This window comes from Streptomyces sp. NPDC017202 (genome assembly GCF_044331705.1).
Taxonomy (GTDB): domain Bacteria; phylum Actinomycetota; class Actinomycetes; order Streptomycetales; family Streptomycetaceae; genus Streptomyces.
In genome coordinates, this window is record NZ_JBIRNP010000001.1 from 465,156 (window position 1) to 483,191 (window position 18,036).

Annotated in this window: 15 protein-coding genes; 9 read left to right on the forward strand and 6 right to left on the reverse strand. The window is 74.9% G+C overall.

Annotated features, from left to right (window positions below; translation table 11 throughout):
• Positions 1 to 8: 8 nt before the first annotated feature.
• The 3 genes from ACH4N1_RS01960 (at position 9) to ACH4N1_RS01970 (ending at position 5,648) form a co-directional block, all read left to right on the forward strand.
• Complete coding sequence (locus ACH4N1_RS01960; protein ID WP_398093817.1) at positions 9 to 1,085, forward strand: AAA family ATPase; 1,077 nt, start codon at positions 9 to 11, stop codon at positions 1,083 to 1,085.
• A complete protein-coding gene (locus ACH4N1_RS01965) occupies positions 1,075 to 4,410 on the forward strand; it encodes an SAV_2336 N-terminal domain-related protein (RefSeq protein ID WP_398093818.1) in 3,336 nt (1,111 codons plus the stop codon). The genes ACH4N1_RS01960 and ACH4N1_RS01965 overlap by 11 nt, the downstream gene beginning before the upstream one ends.
• Positions 4,411 to 4,607: 197 nt before the next feature.
• On the forward strand, positions 4,608 to 5,648 hold the full coding sequence (locus ACH4N1_RS01970; protein WP_398093819.1) for a rod shape-determining protein: 1,041 nt from the start codon (positions 4,608 to 4,610) through the stop codon (positions 5,646 to 5,648).
• A 198-nt stretch (positions 5,649 to 5,846) separates the two neighbouring features.
• Here ACH4N1_RS01970 and ACH4N1_RS01975 read toward each other — a convergent pair whose 3' ends face one another.
• Entirely contained in the window at positions 5,847 to 7,001 is a 1,155-nt protein-coding gene (locus ACH4N1_RS01975; protein WP_398094384.1) for a glutathione-independent formaldehyde dehydrogenase, read from the reverse strand.
• A 357-nt stretch (positions 7,002 to 7,358) separates the two neighbouring features.
• Between ACH4N1_RS01975 and ACH4N1_RS01980 the strand changes: the two genes are divergently transcribed.
• Entirely contained in the window at positions 7,359 to 9,077 is a 1,719-nt protein-coding gene (locus ACH4N1_RS01980) for a protein kinase (RefSeq protein WP_398093821.1), read from the forward strand.
• 332 nt (positions 9,078 to 9,409) lie between these two features.
• A complete protein-coding gene (locus ACH4N1_RS01985; protein WP_398093822.1) occupies positions 9,410 to 10,942 on the forward strand; it encodes an MFS transporter in 1,533 nt (510 codons plus the stop codon).
• Between the two features lie 39 nt (positions 10,943 to 10,981).
• Here ACH4N1_RS01985 and ACH4N1_RS01990 read toward each other — a convergent pair whose 3' ends face one another.
• Positions 10,982 to 11,440 (reverse strand): hypothetical protein, encoded by a 459-nt coding sequence (locus ACH4N1_RS01990; protein ID WP_398093823.1) that lies wholly within the window; start codon positions 11,438 to 11,440, stop codon positions 10,982 to 10,984.
• 301 nt (positions 11,441 to 11,741) lie between these two features.
• On the opposite strand from ACH4N1_RS01990, the gene ACH4N1_RS01995 reads away from it, so the two are divergent.
• The 3 genes from ACH4N1_RS01995 (at position 11,742) to ACH4N1_RS02005 (ending at position 13,539) form a co-directional block, all read left to right on the forward strand.
• The gene (locus ACH4N1_RS01995; protein WP_398093825.1) at positions 11,742 to 12,173 is read left to right on the forward strand and encodes an ester cyclase; all 432 of its coding nucleotides are present in this window, start codon (positions 11,742 to 11,744) and stop codon (positions 12,171 to 12,173) included.
• A 135-nt stretch (positions 12,174 to 12,308) separates the two neighbouring features.
• Positions 12,309 to 12,770 (forward strand): DUF6153 family protein, encoded by a 462-nt coding sequence (locus ACH4N1_RS02000; RefSeq protein ID WP_398093826.1) that lies wholly within the window; start codon positions 12,309 to 12,311, stop codon positions 12,768 to 12,770.
• Positions 12,771 to 12,885: 115 nt separating this feature from the next.
• Positions 12,886 to 13,539: a DUF305 domain-containing protein gene (locus ACH4N1_RS02005; protein ID WP_398093827.1), complete on the forward strand. Its 654-nt coding sequence runs from the start codon at positions 12,886 to 12,888 to the stop codon at positions 13,537 to 13,539.
• A gap of 46 nt (positions 13,540 to 13,585) precedes the next feature.
• Here the strand turns inward: ACH4N1_RS02005 and ACH4N1_RS02010 are convergent, their stop codons facing one another.
• The 4 genes from ACH4N1_RS02010 to ACH4N1_RS02025 all read right to left on the reverse strand — a co-directional run bounded on the left by ACH4N1_RS02010 (position 13,586) and on the right by ACH4N1_RS02025 (position 17,123).
• Positions 13,586 to 13,849, reverse strand: coding sequence for an SHOCT domain-containing protein (locus tag ACH4N1_RS02010; protein ID WP_398093829.1), 264 nt, complete (start codon positions 13,847 to 13,849; stop codon positions 13,586 to 13,588).
• A 320-nt stretch (positions 13,850 to 14,169) separates the two neighbouring features.
• Positions 14,170 to 15,705, reverse strand: a complete 1,536-nt coding sequence (locus tag ACH4N1_RS02015) for a DUF1254 domain-containing protein (protein ID WP_398093830.1) — start codon at positions 15,703 to 15,705, stop codon at positions 14,170 to 14,172.
• A gap of 226 nt (positions 15,706 to 15,931) precedes the next feature.
• Positions 15,932 to 16,255, reverse strand: a complete 324-nt coding sequence (locus ACH4N1_RS02020; RefSeq protein ID WP_398093832.1) for an STAS domain-containing protein — start codon at positions 16,253 to 16,255, stop codon at positions 15,932 to 15,934.
• A 232-nt stretch (positions 16,256 to 16,487) separates the two neighbouring features.
• Complete coding sequence (locus ACH4N1_RS02025) at positions 16,488 to 17,123, reverse strand: TetR/AcrR family transcriptional regulator (RefSeq protein ID WP_398093834.1); 636 nt, start codon at positions 17,121 to 17,123, stop codon at positions 16,488 to 16,490.
• A gap of 68 nt (positions 17,124 to 17,191) precedes the next feature.
• On the opposite strand from ACH4N1_RS02025, the gene ACH4N1_RS02030 reads away from it, so the two are divergent.
• Entirely contained in the window at positions 17,192 to 17,959 is a 768-nt protein-coding gene (locus ACH4N1_RS02030; RefSeq protein WP_398093835.1) for an SDR family oxidoreductase, read from the forward strand.
• The last annotated feature ends 77 nt before the right edge of the window (positions 17,960 to 18,036 follow it).

Below are 18,036 nucleotides of genomic sequence, written 5' to 3' on the forward strand. Positions count from 1 at the left end.
GATCCCGCATGCCCCACTGGTCCGTCTACACCGGCAACAGCGAGCCGCACGACGGCATCGACGACCTGCCCGCCCCGCCGCCCTGGCGGGCGTTCGACGGCGGACCCGTCCTGCCCGCGCCGCGGGACACCGACGACGAGGCGGCCGTCTCCCCCGACCGCGCGCACCGGGCCCGCACCTACGTGGCCGCCCCCGAGACCGTCCAGCTCGTCAACGCCGCGCTGGTGCTGCGCCGGCCGCTGCTGGTCACCGGGCCGCCCGGCACCGGCAAGTCCTCGCTGGCCTACGCGGTGGCGCGGGAACTGGGGCTCGGCCCGGTCCTGCGCTGGAACATCACCAGCCGCTCCGCCCTGTCCGACGGCCTCTACCAGTACGACCCGCTGTCCCGGCTGTACGCGGCGCGGCGGGCGGCGTGGCGGGCGGGGGACGGGACGCCCGGGGCGGAGGCGCCCGGTACCGGCCGGCCGGACGACGGCCCGCCCGCGGGCACCGACGTCGAGGAGCACCTGCGCCTCGGCCCGCTCGGCACGGCCCTGCTGCCCTACGGCCGCCCTCGCGTGCTCCTCGTCGACGAGATCGACAAGAGCGACCTGGACCTGCCCAACGACCTGCTGAACGTGCTGGAGGAGGGGCAGTACGAGATCCCCGAACTGATGCGCTCCGCGCGCCGCTCCGGCCCCGGCGCCACCGCCGAGGTCCTCGCCGACGGCACGGACGCGCCGGTCGCGGTCACCCGTGGCCGGGTGCGCTGCCGGGCCTTCCCGTTCGTGGTGCTGACGAGCAACGGCGAGCGCGAGTTCCCGCCCGCCTTCCTGCGCCGCTGTGTCCGGCTGCGGCTGCGGCGCCCGGACCACGAGCAGCTCACCGAGATCGTCCGCGCCCACCTCGACACCCCGGCGGGCGAGGCGGAACACCTCATCAACCGCTTCCTGGCCCGCGCCGCCGACGGCGAACTCGCCACCGACCAGCTGCTGAACGCCCTCTACCTCACGGGCGTCGCCGGTCTGGACGCGGACTCCCGCGACGCCCTCGCGGACGAGCTGATGCCGTACCTGAGCGCGACGGCGGACGGCGATGGCTTCTGAGGACCCGCCGACGGCGTCCGGCGGGACACCGCGGGAGCGCGGGGACACGGCCGTCGGCAGGCTCGCCGCGCTCCTGACGGCGGCCGCCGGGACCCCGCCGACCCCGCGCGAACTGGCGGAACTGCTGTGGCTGGCCGCACGGTCGCAGGACGGCCCGCCGGCCGGGGAGCGGCCCGGGGAGCGCGTGCCGCCCGCTCCCGCGCCGCCGCGCCGGGACGGGACCGCCGCGCCCGCCCCGCACCCGGCCGCACCGCCGCCCCCGCCACGTCCCCCGGCCGGGGCCTCCCGCGTCCCCCTGCACCTGCCGTCCCCGGCCCCGCCGCCCCCCGGTGAGCGGGACGGCGGCGAGCGGGACGGCGGGACTCCCCTGCTCGCCCCCGCGCCGGCGATGCTCCCCCGCCCCCTCGCCCTCCAACGCGCCCTGCGCCCGCTGAAACGCACGGTGCCGGCGGCCCGCGCCCGGATCCTGGACGAGCGGGCGACGGCCGACCGCATCGCCCGGCTCGGCGCGCACCCGGACGTCTGGCTCCCCGTGCTGCGCCCGGCACGCGAGCGCTGGCTGCGCCTCGCCCTCGTGCACGACACCGGTCCGACCATGCCGGTCTGGCGCCCGCTCGTGCGGGAACTGCACACCGTGCTGGCCCAGTCGGGCGTCTTCCGCACCGTCACGCTCCACCCCGCCGGTCCCGACGGCCGGGCCCGGCACGTGCCCGACCCGGCGGACGGGCGGACGCTCACCCTGGTCGTCAGCGACTGCATGGGCCCGCAGTGGCGGCCCGGCCCGGCGGGCACCCGCTGGTACGCCACGCTGCGGCACTGGGCGTCCCGGATGCCGCTGGCCGTCGTCCAGCCGCTGCCGGAGCGGCTGTGGCCGACCACGGCCCTCCCGGCCGAGCCCGGGGTGCTGTCCGCCCCCGGCGCGGCGGCCCCGGCCACCGCCCTGGCCTTCACCCCGTACGACCCCGAGGCCGGCCGGCCGCACCCCGCCGCCGTCCCCCTGCCGGTCCTGGAACCGGGCGCCCCCTGGCTGGCGCACTGGGCGGCGCTGGTGGCCGGCCCCGGCGGCGCGCGCACCCCGGGCGCGGCGGCCTGGCTGAACCCGGCGCCGCCCGAGCGGGACCGGGCGGCCGATCCGGCGGGCCTGCCCGCGCGGGACCTGGTCCTGCGGTTCCGCGCCACCGCCTCCCCGGAGGCCTTCCGGCTCGCCGGTCACCTGGCTCTGGCCGACCCGTCCGTGCCGGTGATGCGCCTGGTGCAGCGCGCGGTGGAGCGCGACCCGCGCCCGCAGCACCTCGCCGAGGTGATCCTCAGCGGCATGCTCACGGCGGTGCCGGGCCCGCCCGGCTCGTACGCCTTCCGGCCCGGCGTCGGCGAACTCCTCGTGCGGACCCTCCCCCGCACCGCGCGCGGCCGCACCCGCGACCTCCTGGAACGGACGGGGCGCCTCATCGACGACCGGGCGGGCCGCACGGCGGGCGAGTTCCGCGCGCGGACCGGCACCGGGGACGGCACCGGGGACGGCGGGGCGGCGTTCGCGACGGTCGCCGAGGAGACCGTACGGCGACTGGGCGCGGGCACCGACGACGCGGTACGGCCGGAGCCCGCCGGTTCCGGGCCGGACGGCGACCGGGACGCCACGGCCCGCCCCACCCTGCTGTTCGAGACCGGCACCGACCTCGGCAGCCGCCCCGAGGCGCGGATCAGCCTCGAGTACGCCGTGCACCAGGTCCTGTCCCGCGGCGGTCTGGCCCCGCAGCAGTACGAGGTGCTGGTGCGGCCCGACGGGTACCGCGTCCGCGTCGACCCCGGCGTCTTCCTGCTGCCGGTGCTGGCGGCGGCCCTGCGCTGGCTGCCGGGGCCCCTGACCGGCCGGGCGGCGGCGCCACGGCTGCGGGTGACCTTCCGGGACGGGCGGCGGACCGCGCCCCCGCCCCCGCCCCCGCCGCCGCAGGGGTCCGCTCCGGTGCTGGTGCTCGTCCCGCCCGCCCTCTACGAGGCGTTCGCCGACAGCTCCGCCGCCGCCGGACCGCACCGCTTCCACCCGCTGTACGGGGACGCCCCCGACGCCCCGCCGCTGGCCTGGTACTGCCCGCTGCCCGCGCCGCGCGCCGAGGAGGAGCGGGACCTGGTGCGCGGCCCCCTCATCGCCAGGGGCCCCGACCGGCCGGGCATCCCCGTGCCGGGCCGGTCCGCCGTCGTGCACCTGTCGGCCGGACGCCCGCCCGCCCTCCTCGACCCGGCCGACCCGCACGCCGGGCGCCTGCCGCGGCCGTTGACGTACTACGAGGTCGACCTCACGCCGCGGCAGGCCACCCGTACGGTGTCGCTGCCCGGTTCCGGCAAGGGCGACTTCGTGGGGACCGCCGAGCTGACCTGGCGGGTGGAGGACCCGGTGGCCTTCGTGCGGGCACAGACCACGGGGGTCGCGGACCGGCTCCTCGCCCACCTGCTCCGGGCCGCGCCGCGCATCACCCGTCACCACTCGCCGCGCCGGGCGGCCGGGGCGCAGCGCGCGCTCGGGGCGCAGCTGGGCGGGTGGCCGGTGCCGGGGCTCGCGGTGCACTGCACGGTGCGGCTGGCCCCGGAGTGGGCGCCGCCGCCCGCGTCACCGCGGCCGGCCCCGGCCGGCGGGTCCTCACCGACCGGCCTCCTCGCGGGCGCCGACGCCGTGCTGCTCGGCTTCGACGGCCCGGTGGCCCGGCTGTTCACCGCGTCGACGGCGCGCGAGGCCGCGCTGGACCTGCTGGCGGTCGCCGCCGCCGAGCGGGGCCCGGGGAACGCGACGGCGGACCTTCCGCCGTCCGCCCCGGCGGCACGGGACGCGCCGGCGCATCCGCTGGACGTGCTGCGCGCGTACGCCCGCGACCCGCTCGGGCCCCTGCTGCGGGCCCGCCTGGACGAACGGGAACTGGCGGCCGTCCCGCACGCGCCGACCACCCACCACTTCGTCGCCCTGGTGCGCGCGCTGCACGAGTCGGGCCGGCGGGTGGCCGTGGTGACGGACGTGTGCGAGGAGGCCGTACGCCGCTACGTGGAGCCGTACCGGCTGCCGCTGGACGGCGTCCACGGGCGCGGTCCGCATCCGGCGCCGCTGATGCCGGACCCCGAGCGCCTGCTGGGGGCGCTGCGGTCCCTGGACGTCGGGGCGGCGGACGCCGTGCTGATCGGGGCCACGGTGGCGGAGCTGACCGCCGCCCAGCGGGCGGGCCTGCGGTTCGTCGGCCTCGCGCGCAGTCCCACCGTGGAGCAGGAGCTGCGGGCCGCCGGGTGCCGGGTGACCGTCCGGTCGCTGACGGAGGTGCTGGAGGCGGCCCGCGCCCGGTAGGGCCCGGGCCGGGGCACGAGGCGGCGGTCGAACCGGTGACGGGCGGCGCACCCCCCGTTCGGCGGTTCCCCGCCCGGCCCCCTCCAGCGGGCGCCCGCCCTCCCGCACCCGCACGATGCGAGGGAGGGTCACCACCCGGCGGCCCGCTCACGAAGGCCCGGCGGCCGCCACGGCCTGTGCTCTCGGGAGGACCTTCCATGACCACCAGCCTGGAGCAGCTGCGCCGCTGCCACTTCGCCGTCGACCTCGGCGCGGCGCGGACGCGGGTGTACGTCAAGGGGGCCGGCCTCGTCGTCGACCAGCCGTCCGTCGCCGCCATGAACACCCGTACCGGCGCGCTGATCGCGGTCGGCGAGTTCGCCGAGAGGATGACCGGCCGCACCCCGCACTACATCCGCGTCATCCGCCCGGTCTCCGGCGGCACGGTCGTCGACATCGAGATGGCACAGCGCATGCTGCGGCACCTGATCGGCGACAAGATCCGCCGCCAGCTGCGCCGCAAGCCGTTCCTGCGGGCCGCCGCCTGCACCCCGCACGACGCCGACCCGCTGGCCCGGCGCGCGGCCATCGAGACGCTCGTCGGGCTCGGCGCCCGGCGCGTCGAACTCGTCGACACCCTGATCGCCGCCGCCGTCGGCTGCGGGCTGCCCGTGGAGCGGCCCGAAGCCACCATGATCATGGTGTGCGGGGCGGCCGCCACCCAGGTCGCCGTCCTCTCCCTCGGCTCGATCGTGACCGCGGAACGCATTCCCGTCGGCGGCGAGGCCGTGGACCACGCGATCGTCCAGCACCTGCGCCACGAACACGAGTTGATGCTCCCGAGCCAGTCCGTACGGCCGCTCCAGCTGGCCCTGTCGGGCAACGGCCTCACCCCGGAGGGCCCGGCCTCCACGGAGATCCACGGCCGGGACGTGGCCACCGGCCTGGCCCGGTCCGTGCGGGTCGACACCGCGGCCGTGCGGGACGCCATCGAGACCCCGCTGACCGCCGTCCTGGACGGCATCGGACGGGTGCTGCGGGAGTGCCCCCCGGACCTGGTGGCCGACCTGGGCGACCGCGGGATCATGATGGTCGGCGGTTCCGCCCTGCTGCCCGGCTTCGACCAGATGCTCCGTGAGGCCACCGGCATGCCGGTGCACATCGCCGAACGGCCCGACATCTGCGCCGCCCAGGGCCTGGGCGCGATGCTGGAGGGCAGGATCGCCCCCCTCACGCTGCAGCACATCGCGACGGCCTGACGGGCCGTCGGCCACGGTACGGGGTGCGTCACGGGCCTTCCGGGGCGGGCCCGCGACCGGCGCGGTCCGCCCCCCGGCCCGCGACCGGCGCACGGCCCCCGGCGCGGCCCCGTTCCCGGCCGCCCGGCAGCCGTGCGTCAGCCATACGGTGCGCCACGCGGCCCCACGCCGCGAGCGCGTGCGGCGTCCTGCCCGGTCCTACGCGGCGAGCGCGTGACCGGGGTGCAGGACGACCTTGGTGTAGCCCTCGATCCGCTGGTCGAACTTCTCGTACGCCATCGGCGCCTCCTCCAGCGACATCTCGTGGGAGACCACGAAGCTGGGCTCGGCGCGCCCCGCGATGATCATGTCGCGCAGCTGGCGGTTGTACCGCTTGACGTTGCACTGGCCGGTGCCCATCTGCTGGCCCTTCTCGAACATCTTGCCGATGGAGACCAGCAGCTGACCGTGCTTGGCGTGCTCGTCGGGTCCGCCCGGGTCGGACGGCACGTACAGACCCGGTATGCCGAGCATGCCGGTCGGCCGGACCGTCTCGACGAGGGTGTTGAGGACGACGGCGGGTTCCTCGTGGCTCGTGTCGTCGTGCGCCTGGGCCTGGTAGCCGACGGCGTCGACGCCCTTGTCGGTGCCCTCGCCGCCGGTCTGTTCCTTGATCTGCTCGGTCGGATCGCCCTGGGTGAAGTCGATCGGGACGACCCCGATCTCCTCGGCCTTGGCGAGCCGCTCGGGCACCCGGTCCACGCAGAACACCTTCGCCGCGCCGCGCAGCATCGCGGAGTACGCGGCCATCAGCCCGACCGGGCCGGCACCGAAGACGGCCACACTCTCGCCGGGCGACACCTGGGCGAGTTCGCACCCGTGGTAGCCGGTCGGGAAGATGTCGGCGAGCAGCACGAAATCGGTCTCGAACTCGTTGCCCGGCGGCAGCTTCAGACAGTTGAAGTCGGCGAACGGCACCCGCAGCCGCTCGGCCTGCCCGCCGGTGTACGGCCCCATGGCCACATAGCCGTAGGCGCCGCCGGCGAAGCCGGGGTTGACCGTCAGGCAGAAGCCGGTCTTCCCGGCGAGGCAGTTCTTGCAGAATCCGCAGGCGACGTTGAACGGCATGACGACCCGGTCGCCCTCGGAGAGGGAGGTCACGCCCGAGCCGACCTCCTCGACGATGCCGAGGTTCTCGTGCCCGAACACGATGCCCGCCTCGGCCGCGGTCCGACCCTCGTACATGTGCAGGTCGGAGCCGCAGATGGCGGAGGACGTGACGCGTACCAGCACGTCGTTCGGGTGCTGGATGCGTGGATCATCGACGTCCCTGACGGTGACACTGAAGGGCTTCTCGTAGACGACGGCTTTCACCTGGCTCACCTCCGCGTCGAACGCCGGGTGACGACGGACCGCCCTGACCGGGGCCCTCACCGGCACGCGGCAACGGCCCCTCGGTCCGTTTCGCAGCCCCGGGCGCTCTGGCTCCCACTGGTACTTCCAGGGAACGCCCGTCCCGCACGCGCTGCAACTCCCCACCGGAACTCCCCACCGGAACACCGCACGGGGAGGTGCACGCGGTGCCGGGCGGATGACACGTGGTGCCGCCGCCGACGACAAGCGGCTGCGAACCGTGCCCGACGGGGCGAACGGCGCCCGATGCTGCACTAGCCTCTTCACACTCCACGAAGGCGAACTGACGTACGTCGAACACCGTTTAGGGGAACACACGTGTCAGATCAGCGGCCGTCGCCATCGGACCCGGCGACGAACGAGGCCGCCGCGCTGCGGCAGGCAGGCGCCTCCCCCCTGCGTCCGGACGACCCCGAACAGGTCGGCCCCTACGTGCCGTTGGCCCGGCTGGGCAGCGGCGGCATGGGACGCGTCTACCTGGCACGCCCCGTCGACGACAGCCCCGGCCTGGTCGCCCTGAAGGTGATCCGGCCGGAGTACGCGGAGGACCCCCGCTTCCGGCGCCGGTTCGAACGGGAGGCGGCCGTGCACGCCAGGCTGCGCACCCCGCACGCGCCGAAGCTGTGCGGCACCGGTTTCCGGGACGAACTGCTGTGGATGGCCACCGAGTACCTCCCCGGACCGGACCTCGCGCAGGCCGTACGGGAGGACGGCCCGCTCGCCACCTCCACGGTCTGGCAGGTGGCGGAGCACCTCGCGCGGGCCCTGTGCGAACTCGCCGCCGCGGGCATCGTCCACCGCGACCTCAAGCCGTCCAACGTCCTGCTCACCCTCCGTGGCGCGCACGTCATCGACTTCGGCATCTCCAGGGCGGCGGAGGCGAGTTCGATCACCGGCACGGGCAACCGGGTCGGCACGCCCGCCTACATGTCGCCGGAGCACCTCAGGACGGGCCGCTCCGACCCGGCGTCGGACGTGTTCTCGCTGGCGGGGACGCTGGTCTTCGCGGCGTCCGGACGGGCCCCGTTCGGCGACGGCACCGGCGTCGACGTCATGCACCGGGTGGCCTTCGAGGAACCCGACCGGGAACTGCTCGGCGAGATCTCGTCGGCGGACCCGGCACTCGGCTCGCTGCTGTCGGCCTGCCTGGCCAAGGAACCCGGCCGGCGCCCCACCCCGGCGGAACTCCTGCGGACGGCCGCGCGGCACGCCGGTCCGCCCGGCTGGCCCGACCCGCTGGGCGGCAGGGTCCTGGCCCGGCAGCGGGCGTACGAGGTGCTGTTCCGCCTCCCGGTCGACCGCAGGGCCCGCTTAGGCCGCCCGACCCCGGCGCCGCCCCCGCCGCCCGCGGAACCGGCGGCCCCTCCCGCGGCGACGCCCCCGCCCGGCGCCCCTCGCGGCGGCCGGCGCCGCACGCCGCTGCTGGCCGGCGCCGCCACCGTCGTCCTCTGTCTGACCGCCGCGGGCCTCTACGCCCTGACCGGCCGGGACGACCCCGCCACGGCCGACTCCCCCGGATCGGCCGCGACAGCCCCCGCCGGGCCCGGTGCGGGTGGCGGCGGCACCGCCTCCCCCCTCGCGCGCGACGCCCTCAGCGGCACGTCCGCCCGGGGCGGCAGCGCGGCCCGCCCCGACGGTTCCACCGACAACGGCTCCGGCCCCCTCGCCACGACCTCCCCGTCCTCCTCCGACGGCCGTACGCCCACCTCCGCCGCCCCACCGGCCGGCCCCGGCGCCTCCACCGACCCGGCCCCGGCCCCGAGCAGTCCCGCCGCGGAACCCGTGACCGCGCCCTGGAACACCGACTGCACCCACTACCTCGGCAGCGGCCGCACCCGCCGGGGCGACACCGGCAGACGCGTCCTGCAGGTGCAGTGCATGCTGACGGAACGCGGCCACGGCCTCGGCGGCGACGCCGACGGCGACTTCGGTCCCGGCACGGAAACCGCCGTACGCGATTTCCAGAACGACCGGGCACTGACCGCCGACGGCATCGTCGACCACGACACCTGGACGGCCCTGCGCGCCGAGGACTGACGGCCCGACGCCGCCTCCCGCTCCTGCCGCCGCCTTTCCCCGGTGCGGGTGGACCGCCTCGCCGCCCGCAGCCGCGGCGAGGCCGGCGTCCCGTCGGCCGGCCGGCGGGTCCGGCTTCCCGCCTGTCCCCGACCGCGCGGCCGCAGACCCGGCCCCGGTGTCCGCCCCGGGTTCGCGCGAGTGGCCCGAACAGGTACCGGGCCGCGTGCGTCGGCCGGGGCGGACGGGCCGAAGGCGGATGCCCCGTTACGGTCGGTCGACCAGCGGCCGGCACCGGCCGGCGTACGGGAGGTGCTGTGGTGTCGGCTGCGGGTCCGCGATCCACCGTCGCGATGCTTCCGGTCATCTCGGGACTCGCGCTCGCCTTCACGATCACGGCGGTCGACCCGCTGGTCCTCAGCCTGAACATGCCGCAGGTCAGCCGGGCCCTCGACGTGCCTCCCGACGCCGTCGGGTTCCTGGGCGGCGCGGCGACGCTGGTGGTGGCCGCCGCCGTGCTCGCCGTGGGCAGCCTCGGGGACGCCTTCGGGCTCAAGCGGCTGCTGACGCTGGGGCTGGTCGGCGACATCGCCGTCAACCTGCTCTCCGCGATCTCCCCCGGCTACGTCTTCCTGCTGGTGACGCGCCTCCTCGACGGTCTGGCGCTGGCCGCGGTCCTGGGCGTGTCGATGGCCCTGCTCAAGGCGTCGGTGCCGGCGGAGAAACGGCCGACGGCCATCGGCATCTTCATGGCCATCGACATGGTGCTGTGCGGGGTGGTCCCCGCGGTCGGGGGGTGGGTGGTGGAGGCCGTCGGCTGGCGGTGGCTGTTCCTGCTCGCCCCCCTGCTGTCGCTCGTCGCGCTCGGACTGACCGCCCGGTACGTCACCGAGCCCCCCGTCCTGCGACGCCGCGAGATCGACGTGGCCGGCATCTCCCTGTTCGGCGTCACCCTGCTGATGCTCGTCCACGGCGTCGCCGAGGCGGAGAACGGCATCTCCCGGCTCCAGGCCTGGCTGCCGCTGGTGATCAGCGTGGTCACCGGCGTGCTGTTCGTGCTCCGTGAGCGCCGGACGCCGGATCCGGTCCTGGACCTGTCGCTGTTCCGCAGCGGCCCGTTCGCGGTGGCGGCGCTGGCCAGCCTGACGCTCAACTTCCTCGTCGCCGGGTTCAGTTTCGCGCTCGGGCAGTTCGGCAGTGTGATCCTGTCGCTGTCCCCGCGCACCATCGGCCTGCTGTTCCTGCCCGGCACCCTGGCGATCGCGGCCGGCGTCATCCTCGCCGGCCGCCTGATCGGGAAGTACACCCCCCGGCCGGTCCTGATCACCGGCCTGCTGGTGATGGTGGCGGGCGGGCTGCTGATGGCGGCCACCGCCGATCCCGCGATGGCGCTGTGGATCGTCGTACTGGCGACCTGGCTCACCAACCTCGGATCGCTGGTGACCTCCTCCGCCGTGGCCGAGACCATCCTGGCGTCCGCCCCACCGGGGAAGTCGGGCGCCGTGGCCTCCGTGCAGCCGGCGTTCGGGATGACGGGCTACGCGCTCGGTCCCGCCGTCTACCTCCTGCTCCTCAACCTCTTCTTCCAGCGGCAGTGGCTCAACGACGCCGAGGAGCGCGGCGTCTCCGTCACCGAGGCCGAACAGGCCGTGGACGCGACGCGCAGCGCGCTGGCCGTCGGTCCGGGCACCACCGGGTACGACCCGAACCTGCTTCGGCAGTCCGGACTCGACCTCGGGCTGGACTTCACCGACGGCCTGCGGCTCACCATGCTGGTCGTGAGCCTGCTGCCGCTGGCCCTGGCCGTGGTGGCGTACCGCGTCATGCCGCGACGGCCCCGGACCGCGCCGGAGGGACCGGCCGGGTCACCGGCCGCGGGGCCCTGATCCCGGACGCCACCCGGGCCGAGGGCGAGGAGGCCCCGCTCAGCCGTCCAGCCCTGCGCACAGGGTGCTCACCCTGTCGTGGGCGGCCACCGCCTCGGCACTCTTCACGTCGAAGGTCTGCAGGCGTCTCATGACGTCCTGCAGGGCCTTGTCCAGAGCGTCGTAGCGGGGGTCCGTCCGGGCTGCGGAACCGGCCAGGGCGGCAGCACCGCCGGCCCGGTCGTAGGAGGCCTCGGAGGCCTTGTCGTCGCTGAACACCTCGCGCAGCGCGGGGACCCGGTCCCAGGCCTCGCAGGCGCCCGCCGCGTCGGCCGCGGCGCCTGCGAGGCCGGTCCCGGACGCCGCGCCGGCCGGGCCGGCCCACAGGAGCCAGCCGATGCCGAGGCCCGCGCCGGCGGCGACGAGGGCGGCCACCAGCGGCGCGGCCCACCGGGAGGGAACGCGGGCGCCGGCGGGCGGGGTCGCGGGGGGAGGCGGTACGGGAGCAGAGGCAGTCATCGCAACGGCTTCCTTCGGCATACGGGGAGACGGTCCGGTCACGGGAACCGGCCGCAAGTGAACCACCTTCGCCCCAGGCCGTGTTGCCGAAGCCGAATGCCCCTCTCCCCGACATCGCCGGGGCCGGGCCCCAGCCCCGCCTGACGATCCGTCACCTGGGTGCGGTCGCCCCTCCGGCCGCCGGCCCGGCAACGGTGAGCGGGGCGGCCGCCCGGCGACGTCCGGCGGTCCGCCAGGGGATGCACGGCCGGACGTGGAGGGTCAGCACGGAAGGAAGGAGTCGTTCGCCCGGGAGGTCCCCATGACCGACAACGAAGCCTTCGTCCGTGATCTCTTCCGGGCGTGGAACGAACGGGACTACGACTCCATCGCCGGGTCCGTCTCCCAGGACTGCACCCTCGTCGAGGAGGGCAGCGGAAGGACGCTCAAGGGTCCGGAGGGTTTCACCCAGCTCGCCAGGGCGATGTTCGACGCGATGCCCGACGGCACCTTCACCCTCGACCACCTCACGTCCCAGGGGGACACCGTGGTCGTCGAGTACACGGGCAGCGGGACCCAGACCGGTGACCTGGTCCTGCACGCCGGCACCGTGCCCGCCACGGGACGCGAGGTCACGGTGCACGCGTGCGACATCTACGAGGTCGAGGACGACAAGATCAAGCGGGGCCGCGCCTATCTGGACACCGGCGCCCTCATGAGCCAGCTGGGCCTGACCGGGCAGTCGCGGGGTTGACGGGAGGAGTCGGCGGCCGAGGCCCCGGCCCCCGGTAGGGGCCGGTGGCCGGCTGTCGGCATCGGCGGCTCGGGAGTAGCTCGGTCGGCCCAACGGAGCGCTCCCCCGGCGGCGGAGCCGGCGGGCCTGCGTAGCATGAGGGCTGTGACAGCCCGTGCAGAGCACCTCCGCGCGCCATCACCCGCAAGGTGGTGGCCGGCGCTGCTGGTGCTCGGGCTGCTGGTCGGCCTGGTCGGCATGCACGGCCTCGCACCGGGCGGATCCACCGCCACCGGCCATCACTCCCCGCCCTCCTCCCACTCCCGGCACTCCCCGCTCTCCTCCCACTCCGCCACCGCCGCGCGGCACGCGGAGCCGGCGGTGGTGAGTGCCGCACACCTCTGCCACGGCGGCGGTGACGGCCGCGGGCACGCGGCGCACGCCGATCCGACGTGCTCCTCGGGCGCCGTCGGCGCGGGCCCGCTCCTCCCCCTACCGGCCCTCGACCCCACCGGGCGGGCAGCGGAACCGGTGGGCGGCCGCTCGTCCACGACGACCGGACCGGAGGGCGCTCGCGCGCCTCCGTCCCTCTCCGAGCTGCAACTCCTGCGGATATAGGCCGGTTCCGAGCCGTGTCGCCGCCGCCGCGCGTAGCGCGGCGGGCAGGCGTACGGCCCTCCGCCGTGTCCCGCGCGCTTCGCGCGCCCCTTCCGCACACCGCAGGAGTTCCCGCATGACCAGCACCCGTTCCCTGATCCGCCGCGCCGCGCTCGGCACGGCGGCCGTCACCGCCGCTCTCGTCCTCGCCGCCTGCGGCAGCGACGACGGCGGTTCCGACTCCGGAGCCGGCGCCGGCTCCACGGCCAGGGAGTCCGCCCCGGCGAGCGCCGCCGAAGCGCACAACGACCAGGACGTGTCCTTCGCGCAGGGCATGATCCCGCACCACGAGCAGGCCGTTCAGATGGCCCGGACGGCGGAGAGCCGCGCCTCCTCCAGCGAGGTCAAGGACCTCGCCGCACGCATCGAGAAGGCGCAGGGCCCGGAGATCACGACCATGTCCGGGTGGCTGAAGGCCTGGGGCGAGGACGTGCCCACGTCCATGCCCGGCATGGACCACTCGATGCACGGCACGGACGAGTCGTCGGGCCCGGGCATGCCCGGGATGATGGACACCGAGGACATGGACGAGCTGATGGGGAAGTCCGGCAAGGGCTTCGACTCGATGTTCCTCACCATGATGGTCGAGCACCACGAGGGGGCCGTGGAGATGGCCACCACGGAGCAGGAGAAGGGCCGGTACGCGCCGGCCAAGGAGCTGGCCGCGGACATCGTCACCGCGCAGAACGCCGAGATCGAGGAGATGAACAAGCTCCTCGGCAAGAGCTGACGGCACCACCGTGCGGGGCCCGGGCCGCGACGGGGCGGCCCGGGTCTCAGGGTCTGGTGAGAGGGCCGGCGTGCAACGCGCTCAGGCGGCGCCGGTACTCCTCTTCGTCGATCTCCCCGCGGGCCAGCCGCTCCCGGAGGATGCCGTCCGGTGTGGGCGGGGCCGGGGTGGGGGTGTGTCGCCGCGGGCCGTCGAGAGCGCGGACGCACAGCACGACGACCGTGATGACCAGGGCCCAGAACAGGATCATGCCGGCCGACATCGCGAACCAGCCCCACCCGCCGACATCGTGGTCGTACCAGAACATCATCGCCACTCACCTGCTCCGGCGTACCGGCGAACGGAGGGCCGGGCGGCCCCCGGGACTTCTCGCCTTCACCGACATGGTCCCTCCGGCCGGGGCGGCGGGGCCGGGGCCGGACGGTCCAGGGCCAGTGGGCCGTTCGGCCCTTGTCCGGCGGAGGTACGGCCCCGTGTCGAGTCCGCCACCGACGGCCCGGGCGAGGAGGACCGGCAGCGCCGGCGGCTGTTCAGGTCCCCGCATGCCCGCATGCCCTGCTGCGACTCCACCCGGCCGGGGCCGGGACCGGGATTTCCGGCAGCCCTCCGGGCCGGGTGGCCCGCCTTCCGTCAGCCGACGCGGTTGATCGGCGGGCAGTGCCACCGCGCGTCGACGACCTCGGGGCGCGGAAGGTACATGCGCAGCGCGACGTACCAGATGCCCTGCTGCGGCGTGGGCAGCCAGTTGGACTCCCGTTCGGGCCCCGGCGAGTCCGGCTGCAGGTGGAGAGTCACGCCCCCGTCGGCGTCCCTGACGAGCCCCCGGGTGCGGTCCCCGACGGAGTACCGGTCGATCGGGTTCGGGATCAGGTTCCGGTCCTCGTCGTAGGCGGTCAGCGACCAGAACGCGTCGACCGGGGGCAGCGCCCCCGCAGCGAAGCGCAGCTCGTAGCGGCCGGTGGTCAGCGTCTCACCGGCGCCGTCGGTGAAGGCCGCCAGGTAGACCGCCTCCTCGGGATCGTTGATGGCGATCCCCACCAGGGACTGCTCCGCGGCCCGCCTGAGGAAGTCGTCCCCGAAGTGCCCGATCTCCGGGGGAGGGTACCGCCAGCCGTTGATCAGCTCGCCCCACTGCCCGCTGAGTATCTGCTGTTCGAGCATGGGCACGGCGGTGGTGGCGGCCCGGATGAGGCCCTCCTTCACCGGCTCCGGTTGTGCCTCGACGTCCAGCCCCGGGCCGATGCCGATCTCCGCGAACTGCCGGAGCAGGACGTCGTGGTGGCTCGGGAGAGGATTCTCGGCCAGCATCGCGTTGAGTGTCTTCCACGGACCGAGCGGATCCTTCGCGGGGTCGGCCGGTACCGGTACGTCGCGGCGTTCCGGGAGCGTGGCGCCCTCCTGGCCGAACAGATGGAGCGGCGTCAGCCGGTACTGCCGCTGCAGCGCGTGGACGGCCGGGAGGTCGTCCACGCCGTCGACGAGGGTCCGCCCGACCACCAGGACCCACGGGGTGGGGGAGGTCGCCGTGCGGCGCACGCCCTCCGGGAGGTCCCCGCTCCAGCCCGGGCCGACGAGGGCGAAGTCACCGGCCTGCGATCCGGTCGCCCGCATGCCCACGTAGTCGTAGTTGTCGGAGGTGAAGGCGACCAGTTCGAAGGTGAAGTAGCGGTCGCCCATGTCCGGGTGCGAGAGGATGAGGGGCTCCTCGCTCAGGTCCGCCCACGCCCAGGAGTACAGCGTGTCGTTGTTGGGGGACACGCCCTCCCGGTCCGAGGCGTCCCAGACCCTGCTCCCGTGCCAGAAGTGGTTGACGGGTGCGTAGGGCGTCGTTTCCGTCTCGGGCTTCCGGGTCACCCAACGGTGGCGGAGCTCGGCGTTGTAGATGTAGGGGAAGCCGTAGACGAAGGCCTGCTCTCCCAGCGTGTACGCGTACTCGCGGCGCCAGTCGTCGACCCGGCCGGTCAGCGCCGGCTTCACCGATCGCCATGTCGCGGGCAGTGCCCGCGACACCTTCCTGGCGCGGTCGATGGTGCCCCCCGGGTGACGTACGACCGCCGCGGTGGCCTTTCCGGTGGAGGCCGCCGCCTGGCCGATGCCGGCTGCCGCCGCGGCGAGATCGTGGCGCAGACTCCGCCTGGGACGGTTGCTGTCGGCTGAGGATGCCATCACCGCGTCCCTCTCCTGAGGCTGAACAGCACAGCCCGCAGCCACCACACGAACTCAGCACGCGAACAGGGGAACCGGCACCGTCGACGACGCGTACCGGCTCTTCCCGGTGCGCCAAGCAGCGACGTCTGCGCCATGCTTGGGGGTTACCGGGCCGGGTGCTCCCACACGCACCCGCTCTTCGAGTACATCACCGCGTCCCTGCCCCGGCAACCGGGCTCGCAGGTCACGACGTTCCCCCTCCGTCACTCAGCGCGTTCACGGCGTCGGTCACCGTCGGGTGGAGGCGATCCGGACCGAGGGTCGCGTGCAGGGGGTGCCGGGACAGCGAGCGAGTGGGGCCGGGCCGGACCCGAGCCGCATGGAGCTCGACTCCCTGGTGGTCGAGGTCCGCGGCGAGGTCCGCCAGGGTGTCCAGGACGGGCAGGCCCAGCCGGTAGCTCGCCGTCAGGTCCACCACGACGGCACGGGGCGGCCGGTCGGATGCGGCCACCAGCTCCTTCACGGCCGTGCGGACGCGATCGACGCGTCCGCTGTCGCCTCGCTCCACAGACCCCGTCGCCTACGGCCCCGCCGGGAAACCCGAGACGACACGCAGCGATCTCGACCGAGCGTTCGGTCCGCCGCAGCTTCCCGGCCGCTGCCTGCGCCATGTGATCCAGAAGGGACCGGGAGGGACGATCTCGGTGACCGTCTCGCCCTCGCCGAGGCGTCGCGGGACGCGGCTGTGCGATCGACCCGGCGGGCGCCAGTCGCTTCAGGCGGTGCCGGGAGGGTCCCCCTCACGCGTCCGGGGCGGTGTCGACGACGTCATCGCCGAAGGCGGCGGCGAGCGCCTTCGCGATCAGGTCGGGCAGCTCGGCCCGTCCGTCGCCTTCGGCCCAGCGCACCAATGCCGTGTGCATGGCGGCCAGGCAGGCACTGGCCGCCGCATGTGCGCGGAACGCCGTGTCGGGATCGGTGGCGTCGCCCCCGAGGGCGTCGACGATCGCCTGCTGAAGGGCGTAGTGGTTGTCCAGGTGCCTGGCCCGCAAGGCCGGCGTCGAGATCATGAGCCGCAGGCGGGCGAGCAGGAACCGCTCGCCCGCCGCCAGGTCGCCTCCGTGGCCGCCGCCGGTCAACGTCGCGGCCGAATCGACGAGCGCGCCGCCGATGCGGCGGACCAGGGGCTGTGCGGCGGACGACGCGATGATCCGCTCGGCGACGAGCTGACCGTTCTGGTCGACGAGCACGAGGTCTTCCTTCGTGGGGAAGTGCCGGTACACGGTCATGGGCGACACACCCGCGGCTTCGGCGACGTCGGCCACGGTCGTGGCGTCGTATCCGCGCTCGGTGAACAGCCGTACCGCGTGCGCCTGGATCGTGCGCTGCGTCTCGGCTCGCCGCTGTTCTCGCAGTGTTGAGGGCTGGTCGGGCATGTGATAGACCCTACCGGAGTGGTAGCGACTACCAGATTGGTAGCGACTAACATGACGGGGTGGTGGGCATGAGTGATCCGACCGGCAGGACGGCTCTCGTGACGGGGGCATCGCGCGGCATCGGGCAGGCGATCGCGGCCCGGCTGGCGGCGAAGGGGGCCATGGTCATCGTGCATTTCGGCACGGACGAGGACGGCGCAACGGCCACGGTCGACGAGATCGAACGTACCGGTGGAACCGCGCTCGCCGTCGGGGCAGAGCTGGGCGTGGACGACGACGTCGAGACGCTCTTCACGGGAGTCGAGGCCGGCCTGGCCGGGCGGCCGCTCGACATCCTGGTCAACAACGCGGCGGCCGCGCCCGCCGGCCCGCTCGGAGCCACGACGAGGAAGGAGTTCGACCACCTCTTCGCGGTGAACGTGCGAGCGCCGTACTTCATCATCCAGCGGGCGTTGCCGTTGCTCCGCGACGGCGGCCGCATCGTCACGATCTCGTCCGTGGCGACCCGGATGGCCAACCCCGCCCAGACGTCCTTCGCCATGACGAAAGGTGCGGTCGAGACGATGACCATGACCTTGGCCAACGAGCTCGGGGTCCGGGGCATCACGGTGAACGCGGTTGCCCCCGGCGCCACTCGGACGGCGACCAACGGATCACTCTTCGAAGCGCCGGGCCTGGTCGAACTCATCGCCGGAACGACGGCGCTCGATCGGCTGGGCGGGCCCGACGACGTCGCCGACGTGGTCGCGTTCCTCGCCTCCGACGCGGCACGCTGGATCACCGGGCAGGTCATCGACGCGAGCGGTGGACTGTTCCTCGGACCGCGCGCCGGATAGCAAGGGGCGGCCCGGCCACCCGGGCCCGGACCTCGAGGTGCGGCAACTCACAGCCGTCGACGGCCACTTGCCGGCCG